The sequence below is a fragment of the Kitasatospora sp. NPDC094019 genome (genome assembly GCF_044764505.1).
Taxonomy (GTDB): domain Bacteria; phylum Actinomycetota; class Actinomycetes; order Streptomycetales; family Streptomycetaceae; genus Kitasatospora.
Genome location: NZ_JBIWIF010000009.1, coordinates 324,006 through 338,055 on the forward strand (window position 1 = coordinate 324,006; position 14,050 = coordinate 338,055).

A 14,050-nucleotide genomic window follows, 5' to 3' on the forward strand; every position below is an offset into this window, starting at 1 on the left:
TGGTGGGTCGCACATCCGTAGTGACCACGGAGTCCACCACGGAGTCGGCGCCCCGCGCGCCCCGCGCGATGGCCGTCTCCGGCCGCATGCCGGAGGCGGCCACCGGCGCCGGGCCGTCCGCCTCAGCTCTTCAGATAGGGCTTGAGCGCTGGGCTCCAGGACTTCTCCATCTGCCGGAACTCGCCCGGGCACCCTGCCGCCCGCTCGGGCGGCAGCACGCCGTCGGGATTCCGCTCGCTCTGGACGACCGGGGCGTACTGCGCCGGGTCGGAACCGTAGAGCCAGCAGACCCAGTTGTAGAAGCGCTGGGCGTCCAACGAGTGCTCGTCCGCGTACGCCTTCAGGGGCTGCTCACCTCTCGCCGCCGCGTTGGCGAGGGCGGCGTAGGACTTGATGGTGCTCAGCGCGTACCCGACATGGCGCTCGTCGCCGGAGGCCAGCAGCAGGGCGGACAACTGGTCCGCCGCGTCCTCCTCCTTCCCGAAGACGGGCAGGTCGTAGAGGGCCACCAGCGCGTGGCCGAGTTCGTGCAGCACGGCCTCATTGGTCACCCCGACGAGGTCCTGGTCGAGCTGTGCCGAGCGCTCCTCAGCTGTTCCCTCGTCCTGCTGCCCGGCGAGCAGGGGAGCCAGGTCCTCGATGTACTCGTAGCAGAAGGTGATGTCCTGGGCCCGCGGGTCCCAGAACGCGTTGGCCTCCCCGCAGCTCGCGGCATGCAGCGGAATGTCCTGGGGCAGGACGATCCGGTCCGCGGCGTAGGCGGCGATGTCCTCCAGGACCTCGTTCCGCGCGAGGAAGGCCCGGGCCTTCTCGTCCTCGGGTGTCAGACCCGCCTGGTAGGAAGGAACGAGTGCACCCTCCTCGGCGGGCTCCGTCACCTGCTGGACGGGTGCGCGCCCCCCGGTCGCCGCCCCGGCCCCGACCGGAGCCCCGAGCAGCCCCACCAGCGCGAACAGCACCACGGCCGCCCACCGTAACCGGCCCCCAGGAATCCAGCCCACGACGACCACCTCGCCGCCTCGACTACCGACTCCCTCCAGCATGCGCCCACCGCGCCGAGGCCCGCACCCGCTGCGCCGGGGGAGCGAGGATCCCGGGGACGGCGGAACGCTGCTCTTCATCCGCGCGATCGCCGCCCGCGTGATCGGCGGGTGACCGGTCCCGGTGCGCGGTCCGCCGCCCACCGGAACGCCCTCGCCCCATAACTAAATCATCGACATATGTAAATCGATGATCTATGGTTCCCGCATGGCAGACCGTCAATTGCAGGAACCGGCGAGACTCGTGCTCACCGCACTGGCCGACGAGCCCCGGCACGGCTACGCGATCCTCCAGGAAGTCCTGGCGATCACCGAGGGCCGCACCAGGATGCTCACCGGCACCCTCTACACAGCGCTGGACCGCCTCCTCCAGCAGGGCCTCGTCCGGATCGACCACGAGGAGGTCGTGGCCGGACGGCTGCGCCGCAGCTTCGCGCTGACCGAACAGGGCCGGCAGACACTGACCGAGGAGACGCAACGGCTGCGCGCCGGTCTGGCGGAGGCCGAGCGCCGGCTCGCCCTCGGCACCCCCCGGCCGGCGCCGCGCGCCAACTGGGGGACGGCATGACCGACGCGCGCGCCTCCCGGCCCACCCTGCTGCGACGGCTTCCCCTGGTCGGCCTCTACCCGGCCGAGTACCGCGCCGCGCACGGCGAGGAGATCAACGCGGTCTTCGCCGAGGCCGTCCGGCACGCCGGTCCCCGCACGGCCCTGCGCGAGTGGGTGGCCCTCGCCGCGCACGCCGTGCGACTGCGCACCCGGCTCGGTTCGAGCGATCCCGCGGGCAGGATCCTCGCCGGTGCCGCCCCGGCCCTCCTGGCCGGCGGTGCCGCGCTGAACCTGATCCACCTGTGGTTCGGCGCCCTTCCCCCCGTTTCCGACGCGCACTGGATGCTCGGCGCCGCGCAGACCACGCCCTGGGCCCTCGCCCTGCTGTGTCTCACCCTCGGCCGCTGGGCCCCGGCGCGGGCCCTGGTCCTGGCGGCGGTGGCCGTCCGGGTCGGCGTCGCCGTGGCGGCCCTCTTCCATCCGGCGGCGGCGTTCACCAGGAGTCCCGAACTGCCCGGCCTGTGGGCCGTCACGGCCGTCCTGGTGCTGATCGCACCGCCCGACGCCGTCGACCTCTCCCGACCGGGCCGCGCCTGGGCGATCGGCTCCGCCGCCGCCGTCGCACTGCCACTGAGCGGTCTCACCGCCCTGTGGCTCGGCACCCGGCCCGAGGACTACCCCGCCCTCGCCTTCCCGCCGCTCCAGCAGGCCCTGCTCGACCTCTCCCCGGCCTGGCCGGCCCTCGTCCTGGGCCTCGCCCACCTCCTGCGCCTCGGCAGGCCGAACACCGACCCCCTGCACGCGGGCGCGATCGCCCTCGCCGTCCTGCCCTGGACCCTCACGATCGCCCCGCCCCTCCACCGCAGCGGCCCGACCGGGGCCCTCGACCTGCTCCGCAACGTCGTCGTGGTCCTCGCCGTGCTGGCCACCACCACCGCCATCGGCCTCATGTACCGCTACGCCCGGCACCCCCGCCCCACCGATCCGGACCGACCACGAACGTCCGGTCCGACGGCCTGACCGGGAGGCGCCGCCACCGTGATCGCCCCGCGCGCGGGGCGATCACGGTGGTGGCGGGCCTCAGGACGGCCGGGCCCCTCAGGTGGCTTCCGTGCCCGGCCCGGTGACGGCGCGGGACGGGGGGAAGAACCGGTCGAGGTCGGGTGACTTCCGCAGGCTGTCCGGGGCGGGCGCGGTCATGGTGGGGGCGGTCCCCAGGGCGGAGTAGGCCACGGTGACGGCGCCGTCCTCACCGTCGTTCGCGCCGAACTCGCGGAACCGGACGAGCTCCTGCTCGGCGTTGAGCCAGAAGTCGAGGGTGAATGTTTCGCCGCTCTTCCTCAGGGCCGCTTCGACGTGGGGTCGGTGTTCCTCGGTGAGGCCGGGTATCGCGCCCACGACTGCGGCGACGTCCGCGACGGCGCGGTAGTGCGTGAGTTCGGCACCGTCGAGCGTTTCGGTCCCGACGGTGCTGGGCCGGCTCGTGCCGGCCAGCGTCAGCTGGTTCACCGGGTCCATCGCCATGGCCAACTGCGAGTAGAAGGGCCGGCGCCACATGAGGAAGGGCGACTTCACCCAGAAGACCTGTTCGCCGACGCCCGCCGCGGCCTGCTCGGTGGGGCCCATGTACGCCTCGTTGCCCACCACCCGGACTCTGATCGGGGCGTTCGGAACGTCGGTCAGGTACTCGATCGCGGCGGGCCCGGTCGCCCAGTTGGCGAAGCCGGTACCGGGGTCGGCGTCCGGGCCGCCCGATGATGACAGGGTGTAGCGGGCGCTGCTCGCCTTGCGCATGACCTCGGCCGAAGCCGCCAGCGCGGCCTCGGGATCGGCCGCGGCCGCCTTGCGGGTGGTGCCCGCGCCGCCCGGCACCGCGCCGCCCGGGGCGGCGGCCGCCGGTGACGGCCCGCCGCTGCCGTCACCACCGGCGCCGCCGCAGGCGGTGAGGCCGCCGACCAGTGCGGCCATCGCGACGGTCACGACGGCGGAACGCGCCACGCGCACGGAGACTCCTTGTGGGCCCGAACTTCCCTGATGCTGCCGGGCGCAGACTCTAATGGATCATCAGGCGGAGTTCTCACCGGTTTTCCCGCCATCCGGACACTCGGTCCGGTCACGATCCACCGGCGGGTCCGCCGACGGGTCGGGGTGGCTGTTCGAGCCCGCCATTGAGCGAAGTTGACGATATGTCAGATCAGGGCGCGTCGTCGCGGGGCGGGCTCGGTCGGCCCCATTCGGGCAAAGAGAAGGTAAAGGAAAAGTAGTCCGAACCCCTTGACCCAGTGGTCTGGACCTTTCTAGTCTCGCTGCAGCACCCTGCGGTGGACGTCGCGCAGCGTGCGGCCACGGACTCCCCCACCCCTGTCCGCCCCCACGTCGAGGAGCCCTCCCATGCTGACTCGCTTCGCCCTGCCCAAAAAGAGGCTGAGAGCCGCCGCGGCCGGTCTGACCGCGCTCGCCCTGCCGCTGGTCGCCGTCGTCGGCCTGTCCACCCCGGCCCAGGCCGCCACCTCGGCCACCGCGACCTTCGCCAAGGGGTCCGACTGGGGCTCCGGGTTCGACGGCAAGTGGACGGTGAAGAACACCGGTACCACCACGCTCACGTCCTGGACGATCGAGTGGGACTTCCCCGCCGGCACCAGCGTCGCCTCCGCCTGGGACGCCACCGTCACCAGCGCGGGCAACCACTGGACCGCCAAGGACAAGGGCTGGAACGGCACGCTCGCCCCCGGTGCCTCCGTGACCTTCGGCTTCAACGGCGCCGGTCCCGGCGCGCCCGGGGGCTGCAAGCTCAACGGGGCCTCCTGTGACGGCACCGAACAGCCCGGGGGCAACAAGGCGCCCTCCGCTCCCGGCGTCCCGGTCGGCTCGGACATCAGCGACACCGCGCTCAAGGTGTCCTGGACCGCCGCCACCGACGACACCGGCGTCAAGAACTACGACGTCCTGCGCAACGGCACCAAGGTCGCCACGGTGACCGGCCTCACCTACAGCGACAGCAACCTCACCGCGGGCACCAGTTACACCTACACCGTCGTCGCCCGCGACACCGCCGACCTGACCGGCCCCGCCAGCGCGCCCGGCACCGTGCGCACCACCGGCGGCGATGTCGTCACCGGGGACAAGGTCAAGCTCGGCTACTTCACCAACTGGGGTGTCTACGGACGCAATTACCACGTGAAGAACCTGGTGACCTCCGGCTCCGCCGCGAAGATCACCCACATCAACTACGCCTTCGGCAACGTCCAGAACGGCAAGTGCACCATCGGCGACGCCTACGCCGACTACGAGCGCGCCTACACCGCGGACCTGTCCGTCGACGGCGTCGCGGACACCTGGGACCAGCCGCTGCGCGGCAACTTCAACCAGCTGCGCGAACTCAAGCGCCTCTACCCGCACATCAAGGTGATCTGGTCCTTCGGCGGCTGGACCTGGTCCGGCGGCTTCGGCCAGGCCGTGCAGAACCCGGCCGCGTTCGCCAAGTCCTGCCACGACCTGGTCGAGGACCCGCGCTGGGCCGACGTCTTCGACGGCATCGACCTCGACTGGGAGTACCCGAACGCCTGCGGTCTGACCTGCGACACCAGCGGCGCCGACTCGTTCCGCAAGATGACCCAGGCGATGCGCACCGAGTTCGGCAATGACCTGGTCACGGTCGCGGTCTCCGCCGACGCCTCCCAGGGCGGCAACATCGACAAGGCCGACTACGCGGCCGGTGCCCCGTACCTCGACTGGTTCAACGTCATGACGTACGACTTCTTCGGCGCCTGGGCGGCGAAGGGCCCGACCGCCCCGCACTCCCCGCTGACCGCCTACGACGGCATCCCGAAGGCCGGCTTCACCTCGGCCGACGCGATCGCCAAGTACCGGTCGATCGGCGTGCCCGCCTCGAAGCTGCTGCTGGGCATCGGCTTCTACGGCCGCGGCTGGACCGGCGTGACCCAGTCCGCCCCGGGCGGCACCGCCACCGGCGCGGCGGCCGGCACCTACGAGACCGGCATCGAGGACTACAAGGTCCTCAAGAACACCTGCCCCGCCACCGGCACGGTCGCCGGCACCGCCTACGCCCACTGCGGTACCAACTGGTGGAGCTACGACACCCCGGCCACCATCGCCGCCAAGATGGCGTGGACCAAGGGGCAGAACCTGCGCGGCGCCTTCTTCTGGGAGTTCAGCGGCGACACCGGCAACGGCGAACTGGTGAACGCGATCCACACCGGCCTCCAGTAGCAGCACCGCGTCACGACGACACCGCACCACCGTTCGCAGCGGCCCGCCCTCCCCGGCGGGCCGCTGTCGGCGTTCTGCGGGGAGGGCGGTCCGGTCCGGCCGGGCGTGCGCTCCGTCGCACAACCCCTCGCGGGGTGGTGAAGGGTAGAGCGCGCGCCCGTCGGGCGCCTGTTGAGCGGGTGCGACGTGGCGGGTTCCACGCATCCGCCCACCCGCGGGCGCGCCGGTGCCTGCCGCCCACCGGTCGGCCGGGCGGCGTCACGCGCGTCCCCGCAGGTCGGGGCGGTGGCGACGACGAGGGTCGGTCGGCGATCTGACGGCAGCGCCGTGCCTGTGGCGGTCGTGCCCACAGATCCCTTCCGTCACTCCTGTCCCTTTCGACACGAGAAGCTCCGGGCGGACATGGCCGAGACGGGGTCGGTTCGCCGGAGAACCGATTGACCGTGCCGGATTCCGAAGGAATGCTGATCGGACACGATGCAGTCGTCCTCGGCAGTCTCGTGTATTTCCGATTCGTAATTCGATTCGGTATTCGATTCGCGTGGGGAGAATCAGTGATCTCTAGGACGAAGAAGTTCATGAGCGTCGCGGCCGCCACGTTCGCCGCCGCGGCCGCGTTCACCGTGGCCGTGCCGAACAACGCGTTCGCCATCGACCACGTCGAGTGCAGGGGCGGTGAGAACTTCCTGAAGATCTGGTCCCACAGCGGGGGCAGCCAGAGCGTGGACTGCTACGCGAACGCCGGCCGGACCGACTTCGGCAACTGGTGGGTGGACCGGATCTCCACCGGGAACAACGACCTCATCTACTTCGACGCCAACGGCGACTCGGTGCGGATCAACCGGTGGACCGACATCTCCTTCCCGAACCGTCCGCCGCAGGTGAAGTCCATCGAGATCCTCTGACGGACGACGGACCACGAACGAACCACGAACGACGCACCACGAACGGTCGGGCTCCGCCCCCGCAGGGGCGCCCCGCTCACCCGGACGGCGGAGCCCGATCGCGAGGTCCCGGGACCTGCGGCGAGGCTGTCGGCATGACCGTCGACACCGAGTACCCGCCGTCCGCCCCGCCGGTGCTGGACGCCCGGCAGCGGAACGTCGTCTTCGCCACCATCGTGCTCGGCATGCTGCTGGCCGCGCTGGACCAGACCATCGTCGGCACCGCGCTGCCCACCATCGTGGCGGACCTCGGCGGAGCGGCGCACATGTCCTGGGTGGTCACGTCCTACCTGCTCGCCGAGACGGTGGCCACCGTGCTGGCCGGCAAGTTCGGCGACCTCTACGGGCGCAAGCTGCTGTTCCAGATCTCCGCGATCGTGTTCATCACCGGCTCGTTCTTCTGCGGCCTCGCGACCAACATGACCCTGCTGATCGCCTGGCGCGCGCTCCAGGGGATCGGCGCGGGCGGCCTGATGGTGACGGCCATGGCCCTGATCGCCGACGTCATCCCCCTGCGTGAACGGGGCAAGTACCAGGGCGCGATCGGCGCGGTGTTCGGCGTGGCGACGGTGATCGGGCCGCTGCTCGGCGGGCTGTTCACCGACCATTTGTCCTGGCGCTGGGCCTTCTACGTCAACGTGCCGATCGCCGTCGTCGTGGTGGTGGCCGCCGCCCGGACCATCCCCGCGGTGCGGGCGGCCGTGCGGCCGGTCATCGACTACCTGGGCATCGCCCTGGTCGCGGTCGGCGCCAGCGCGCTGATCCTGGCGACCAGCTGGGGCGGCAACGAGTACCCCTGGAGCTCCGGGGTGATCGTCGGCCTGTTCGTCGGCGGGGCCGTGGCCCTCGGCCTGTTCTGCTGGGTGGAGACCCGCGCCGTCCAGCCGATGCTGCCGATGCGGCTGTTCCGCAACCCGGTGTTCGCGGTCTGCTCCGTGCTCAGCTTCATCGTCGGCTTCGCGATGCTCGGCGCGCTGACGTTCCTGCCGACCTTCCTGCAGTACGTCGACGGGGACTCGGCGACCGCTTCCGGCGTGCGGATGCTGCCCATGGTCATCGGCCTGCTGCTCGCCTCCGTCGCGAGCGGCAACATCGTCAGCAAGACCGGGCAGTACCGGCTCTTCCCGATCGCCGGGACCCTGGTGATGGCGCTGGGCCTCTACCTGCTGTCCCGCCTGGAGCCGGGCACCGGCACCGTGCTCGCCTCCTGCTACATGTTCGTCCTGGGCGTCGGCATCGGACTGAGCATGCAGGTGCTGACCATCGCGGTGCAGAACACCGTCGACTACGCGGACCTCGGCACCGCGACCTCCGGGGTGACCTTCTTCCGCACCATCGGCAGCTGCTTCGGCACCGCCGTGTTCGGGACCATCTACGCCAACAGCCTCAAGACCGAGCTGGCCGGGGGAGTGGCCACCTCCGCCGCCGCCACCGGCGCCGACCCGGCGGCGCTCGCCAGGGCGGCCGAGAGCCCGCAGGGCCTCCACGGCCTGCCCGCCGACCAGGCGGCGCCGATCGTGCAGGGCTACGCGGACGCCCTGCACACCGTGTTCCTCTGGACGGTGCCGGTGGCGCTGCTCGGCTTCGTGGTCTCGCTGTTCCTCAAGCAGGTGCAACTGCGGGACACCTCCCGGGCGGGCTCGACGGACCTCGGCGAGGGGTTCGCCCAGCCGACCGGCGGCGACTCCGACCAGCTGCTGGAGTCCGCGGTGGGCCGGATCGTGCGCGGGGCCGACCTCGACACGGTCCGCTCGATCGTCCTCGGCGCCGACACCGGGGTCGACCTCGCCGGCGCCTGGGCGCTGATGGAGGTCGCCGGCCACACCAAGGCCGTCGGCAGGGCGTCACTGGAGCTGATCGCCGCCCGCAAACGCGTCCCGCCGGAGGTCCTGGAGCCGGTGTTCGACCGCATGACCGCCGAGGGCCACCTCACCCGCGACGGCGACCGGCTGGCCCTCACCGACTCCGGCACGCACGAGGTGCGCGCACTCGCCCGCGCCTGGTCCGACTGGCTCAACGCCCGCCTGGAGTCCGACGCCGGCCGGCCCCGCAGCCCGCAGTTGCGGACCGCGGCGGAGGCGATCGCCTGGCGGCTGCTGGTCGAGGACCTCGCCAACGGCCTGCCCGCCCACGCCAGGGAGAAGGTCGCGGCGGGCGCGCGGGAGGCGCGCTGAGCGCGCGCCCGCCGCGCCGCTCCCGCAGCAGCGGGCAGCCGGCCGCCGATCCCCCGGACGGCGCAACCATCACATGATCGACTCGTTGGACCGTCCACCACGACAGCACCGACGACTCCGGGGAGGTCCCGTTGCCAGAACGGACGGTGGACTTGGCGGCTCCCGCCCGGGGAGCCGCCGCGCGCCCGGTGCTCCAGGCCGAGGCCGCCCTGGTGCGCCACTACCGCAGGCTGGTCCGGCTGGCCTACCTCGCGCTGCCCGCCGACCGCGACCGGCACAGCCGCGTCATCGCCGCCCACACGGCAGCCCAGCGCGCCCTGCCCTCCCGCTGGACCCGCCGGTCCGCCGACCCGGCGCCGGCCGACCAGGACCCCGTCTACGCGGCGCTGCGCCTGCGGGTGCTGCGCGACGTGCTGCGCCCCCGCCCCGCCCGCCGGCCGCTGGCGCCCCGGGTCTGGGGCCTGCGGCTGTTCACCCCTCACGGCGGCGAGCGGGACACCGCACTGGAGCACGCGCTCGCTGCGCTCGACGCACCCGCCCGGGCCGCGTTCGCGCTGCGCGCCGGGGAGGGCCTGACCGCCGCAGAGGCCGCCGAGGTCCTGCGGCACGCCGGGGTCGGGCAGGTCCAGCAGGCCCTCGACGCGGCGGCCGGTGTCGGTGTCGGTGTCGGTGTCGGCGGGAGCACGGCGCCGGACCTGGCCGCCTTCGACCCGTGTGCCGTCCGGGTCCAGCCGGCCGATCTGCTGCGTCGCCGCCGGGCGCTGACCGCCGTGACCGCCGCGGTGCTGGTCGGCGCGCTGGGCCTCACCGCCACCGCCGTCGCGCTCGCCGGCCCCGATCCGGCCGCCTCCACCACCACCTCCAGGGCGGCGCCCCCTCCGCCCGTTGTCGCCGAGGCCGATCCGGCGGGTCTGGTCCGTGCGGCCGCCGACCTCTGGCAGCACACCGCGCGGATCGACTTCACCGCCTGGCCGGCCCGCGGCGACCGCCGCGAGGACGCCGCGCTGCTCGGCCGCGCGCTCACCGCCTGGCAGCGCCCCGGCCCGCGGACCCGCGCCGAACCGGGCACGGACACCGCGCCGCCGGTCGCCCCGCCGCGGCTGCTCTACGCCGGCACGGTGGACGGCGCCGCCGTGGTCCTGCTGTACGACGGGCAGCGGCTGGCCCGCTACACCGACGGAAGCGGCGGCGGCCTGGACCTCGCCCGGGCCGACGACTCGGACGTGACGACGGCCGGAGCGGTGGTGCTGCACCGTGAGGGCACCTCCGTGCGCTACCTGCTGGCCCCCTGGGTGGAGGCCGCCGAGACCCGCCGGATCGACCGGCCCGACACCCCCGCCCGGCCCCTGGACCATCCCGACGGCCTCACCCCGGCGGCACCGGGCGGCGGGTTGACGGACTGCCGGGGAGCCACCGTGCTCCAGCTCCGCTCCTCGCCCGTCATCGCGGAGAAGCACGCCTTTCTGCTGGCCGACCTCGGCGGGCTCGTCCCCGCCCACCTCACCTACACGCCGCCCCCGGACCGCAACCAGCCGGCGCGCTCGCCGCGCGAGGCGACCGGCCCGGACGCGCTGCTGGCCTGGGCCCGGGCGGGCTGCGCGGCGCCGGACGGAACCCCCGGCGTCAAGCAGCTCAACCTGTGGACGTTCGCGGTGCAGCCGCTGCCGCAGAACGCGGGCTCGGCGTCCTGGGTCTGCCTGCGCGCCGACCGCTGGACCGGCGGGGGCAGCGCCGCCACCGCCGTCCTACTGCCCGCCGCGCCGGGGCCGCAGCGCACCGGAGGCGGTCCGGGCCGGTCCTGCAGCCGGTTCGAGCAGGACACCGTGGGCTGGACCTGGTGGCGTTCTCCGCAGGGCACCGAGTTCCTGCTGGCGGCGGGCAGTCGAAGGGTCGCCCGGCTCGCCGTCAAGGGCCCGGACTGGTCCGTGGACCGGCCGGTTCCGGACCACACCCTGGCGGTGGAACGCCCGACGCGGACGAACGCCCAGGTGGAGGGTGTGCTGGACGGCGGCACCCGGATCGGCCCGCAGCCCTGACCCGGCCGGTCGGAGGGCCCGGTCCGCGGCGCCGGCTCTCCTGCCGGCCGGTCCTTCGGCGGTCCGGACGCCCGGCCCCGGCTCCCGCCACACTCGGCCCGGACGGCCCGGACGCCGCCGCGCCCGGGCGTCCGGACCGTCGAAGCGTGCCGTCCCGGCCTAGGAGGTGCTTTCCCCGGGGCGGACCCGGCTCATCTTCGCCGCCCTGGCCCGCGCCCAGCGCAGCAGCAGGACCGCCGCCACCACCGCCATCAGGAAGGCTTTGCCGACCTGCGCGGGCGCCCCGCCGCGCAGTGCCGAGGAGAACATCGGCGTCAGCGCCGCCACGCCCACGGCGGGCCCGGCCGCGTACCAGACGGCGAACAGCAGCGGCCCCGGGCCGCCGCCGGTGCCCTGGGTCGGAGAGAACAACAGGTCCTTGCGCAGCACCCCGCGGCAGGCGTTCACCAGTCCCGCCGCGACCAGCGCCGGCGCGGCGGCCGGTGCGAGCCAGGCCGCCGGGCCCGTGCCCGCCGCCAGCAGCGCCCCCGCGCAGGCCAGCCCCAGCAGGACCCCGGCCAGCGTCGGAACGATCGCATGGCGCAGCATCAGGGAGGCGAACGGATACGGTGACCAGGACGCCCGCCGGACGTCGTCCGTCTCGATCCGGGCCGGCTCCAGGAACTGCGCGACGGCCAGGTAGCCGAAGGTCAGCGCGACGGCGGTGGCCAGCCAGGACAGTCCGCCCGTCGCGCCGTGCGCGAGCACGGCGCAGAGCAGCGCGGGCACCGTCAGTACCGTCGCGCGACCCAGCCGGGCGGGGGAGCGGAGCAGGGCGAGGGTGTCCCGCCACGGCACGACCAGCCAGGGCCGCCGGGGGGCGGGCAGCCGGATCCGGCGCTGCCGGGCGCCACCGCTGGCGCTGTTGACCGCGAGCCGCGCGCTGCGCAGCTCGACCGTCCGGAGCGCGGCCAGCACCCCCGCGGCGGTCCTGGCCCGCTCGCGCAGCCGGGCCAGCGGGACCGTCGCGGCGGCCCGGTCGGCGAGCACCAGGGCGGCGCCGGTGGACACCAGCAGCAGCGCGGCGGCGACCCAGCCGCCCGCCACGGCGGCCGGGGTCGGCGCCAGTGCGGCGATCGCGGCCCAGCCCCACGGCCCGGACCACATCTCGACCAGCTCCAGCCAGCGCACCGGGTGGCCGGTGACGGCCAGCGCGCTCTGCGCCGCCAGCGCGATGATCAGCAGGGTCAGGTACGGCGTGAGGCGGCGCACCCAGCGGGCCGCGCGGTCGCTGCGCTCCACCACCAGCGCGGCGCAGGTGGCCAGCAGTGGCACACCGAGGCCCCCGAGCAGGCACCAGCCGAGCGCGGCCGGCAGGCCGGTCCGGACGGTGAGCCCGAGCGCGACCATGCCGCCGACCGCGGCCACCAGGCCGGGGAACGCGGCCACGGCGCAGGAGAGCCAGAACCACGGTCGGAGCACCGGGCGCGGCCGGACGGGGTGGATCAGCAGCCAGTCGGTCGCCGCCCGGGGCGGTACCACCGGGCCGCGCCACAGTCCGTCCCGGACCAGCAGGAGGAAGGTGACGAGCCCGATCGCGGTGATTCCGGCGGGCATCGCGGCGAGCAGGTCGTCGCCGTGGCCGGTGTAGTCGGCGCCCATGGATGCCTGGAGGAACAGGCCGAGGCTGGGTACACCGCCCCAGATGATCAGGATCAGCACCGTGCAGTAGACGGCGAAGCCGACCGCCTTGGCGCGGTTGCGCCGGTGGGGCGTGCGCAGGGTGCGGAGGAGGGCGAGCGTCTCGTCGGTCCAGTCGTCGTCGTCCGTCCAGCTGTCGGCGGGCGGACCGTCGTCGGTCAGGGCGTCCTCGGTCCGGTCCTCGGTCCGGTCGTCCGCCGGGGTCCCGGTCGCTGCGTCCGTCCCGGCATCGGCGGCGGGGTCGGCGACGGGACCGGCCTTCGGGGGAGGCGTGGCGCTCACCGGGCACCCGCCGCGCCCGCGGCGGCGCGAGCCGCGAACTCCGGCGCCAGGACCTTGCGGGTGGCGCCCTGCTTGAGGATCCTGCCGTCCTCCAGGACCACGACCCGGTCGGCCACGTCCATGGCCAGGTCGGTGTGGTGGGTGACCAGGAGCACCGCGACGCCGTCGGCGAGTTCGGCCTTCAGCAGGTCGGCGAGGTGGCGGCGCGCGTCCGGGTCGAGCCGCTGCTCGGGCTCGTCCAGCAGCAGCAGATCGCGCGGGCGCACCAGCGCGCAGGCCAGCAGCAGGGCCTGCATCTGTCCGGAGGAGAGCGCCGAGGGCAGCGCGTCGGCCCGCTCCGTGAGCATCCGGCCCTCCAGTACCTGGGCCACCCAGCCGGGGGCGTCGGCGACCCCGTGCGCGACCGCGACCAGCAGCAGGTGCTCGCGGACGGTCAGGTCGGGGTAGCAGGCGACGGTGTCGCCGACCACCGCGACCCGGGCCCTGACCCGGGGGTCGTTCTCGTCCATCGGGATGCCGTCGAAGACCACGGTGCCCTTGCTGGGGGCGTCGCGTCCGGCCGCGACCCTGAGCAGGGTCGATTTGCCCGACCCGTTGTGTCCGAGCAGCGCCACGCACTCCCCGGGGGCCAGCGACAGGCTCACGGGGTGCAGCACCTCCCGCTCGCCGTACGAGCGGCTGACGCCGGTCAGCTGCAGCAGGGGCCGGCGGGCTGCGGCGCGTGGTTCGGCGGCGTTCTTGGCCATGGGGGACGGAGCCTCTCGACGGGGTGTCCGGCCACAGTACCGATCCGCCGTCGGCCGTCCGGGTGCGGGTGACGTCCGGGACGGGAGCGGGCCGGTGCGGCGGGAGTTCCGGAATCGAACGCGTGGGAATTCCAAGCGGATTGTATGAATTACAAATATGCTGGTCGCGGGTCTGGCCATGTTCGCCCGCCCGGGAATAGCCTCTGGCGCGAGAGTCGCAGTCGTCCGGCGGTGACGGATCCAGCCCCGCCCCACGAACTCTCCCCGGTGAATCATTCCCATGCCCGCCACCTCGTGGCGGCCCCGCGTGCGCGGAATCGGGACCGGCCAGGGCGCAGCCGCCCATCGGTCGCGGCCGCGGCATGCCCG

Annotated in this window: 10 protein-coding genes; 6 read left to right on the plus strand and 4 right to left on the minus strand. The window is 73.8% G+C overall.

The genetic code is table 11. The features are described 5' to 3' along the window. Positions 1 to 122: 122 nt before the first annotated feature. Positions 123 to 962, minus strand: coding sequence for a DUF4344 domain-containing metallopeptidase (locus ACIQ9P_RS22400; protein ID WP_402358755.1), 840 nt, complete (start codon positions 960 to 962; stop codon positions 123 to 125). A gap of 286 nt (positions 963 to 1,248) precedes the next feature. Here ACIQ9P_RS22400 and ACIQ9P_RS22405 point away from each other — a divergent pair, with 286 nt between their 5' ends. Beyond that, entirely contained in the window at positions 1,249 to 1,608 is a 360-nt protein-coding gene (locus tag ACIQ9P_RS22405) for a PadR family transcriptional regulator (RefSeq protein WP_402358758.1), read from the plus strand. Continuing rightward, entirely contained in the window at positions 1,605 to 2,609 is a 1,005-nt protein-coding gene (locus tag ACIQ9P_RS22410) for a hypothetical protein (protein ID WP_402358760.1), read from the plus strand. The genes ACIQ9P_RS22405 and ACIQ9P_RS22410 overlap by 4 nt, the downstream gene beginning before the upstream one ends. A 78-nt stretch (positions 2,610 to 2,687) precedes the next feature. Here the strand turns inward: ACIQ9P_RS22410 and ACIQ9P_RS22415 are convergent, their stop codons facing one another. Beyond that, entirely contained in the window at positions 2,688 to 3,587 is a 900-nt protein-coding gene (locus tag ACIQ9P_RS22415) for a hypothetical protein (protein WP_402358762.1), read from the minus strand. 393 nt (positions 3,588 to 3,980) lie between these two features. Here ACIQ9P_RS22415 and ACIQ9P_RS22420 point away from each other — a divergent pair, with 393 nt between their 5' ends. From ACIQ9P_RS22420 to ACIQ9P_RS22435, 4 genes are all read left to right on the plus strand, one after another. After that, entirely contained in the window at positions 3,981 to 5,819 is a 1,839-nt protein-coding gene (locus tag ACIQ9P_RS22420; RefSeq protein WP_402358765.1) for a glycosyl hydrolase family 18 protein, read from the plus strand. A gap of 578 nt (positions 5,820 to 6,397) precedes the next feature. After that, on the plus strand, positions 6,398 to 6,724 hold the full coding sequence (locus ACIQ9P_RS22425; RefSeq protein WP_402358885.1) for a beta/gamma crystallin domain-containing protein: 327 nt from the start codon (positions 6,398 to 6,400) through the stop codon (positions 6,722 to 6,724). Between the two features lie 134 nt (positions 6,725 to 6,858). Next, positions 6,859 to 8,937: an MDR family MFS transporter gene (locus ACIQ9P_RS22430; RefSeq protein WP_402358768.1), complete on the plus strand. Its 2,079-nt coding sequence runs from the start codon at positions 6,859 to 6,861 to the stop codon at positions 8,935 to 8,937. A 131-nt stretch (positions 8,938 to 9,068) separates the two neighbouring features. Next, entirely contained in the window at positions 9,069 to 10,973 is a 1,905-nt protein-coding gene (locus ACIQ9P_RS22435; RefSeq protein WP_402358770.1) for a hypothetical protein, read from the plus strand. A 159-nt stretch (positions 10,974 to 11,132) separates the two neighbouring features. Here ACIQ9P_RS22435 and ACIQ9P_RS22440 read toward each other — a convergent pair whose 3' ends face one another. Together ACIQ9P_RS22440 and ACIQ9P_RS22445 are read right to left on the minus strand one after the other, a co-directional pair. Beyond that, entirely contained in the window at positions 11,133 to 12,935 is a 1,803-nt protein-coding gene (locus tag ACIQ9P_RS22440) for a hypothetical protein (protein ID WP_402358773.1), read from the minus strand. Continuing rightward, the gene (locus ACIQ9P_RS22445; RefSeq protein WP_402358776.1) at positions 12,932 to 13,681 is read right to left on the minus strand and encodes an ABC transporter ATP-binding protein; all 750 of its coding nucleotides are present in this window, start codon (positions 13,679 to 13,681) and stop codon (positions 12,932 to 12,934) included. The genes ACIQ9P_RS22440 and ACIQ9P_RS22445 overlap by 4 nt, the downstream gene beginning before the upstream one ends. Positions 13,682 to 14,050: the final 369 nt, after the last annotated feature.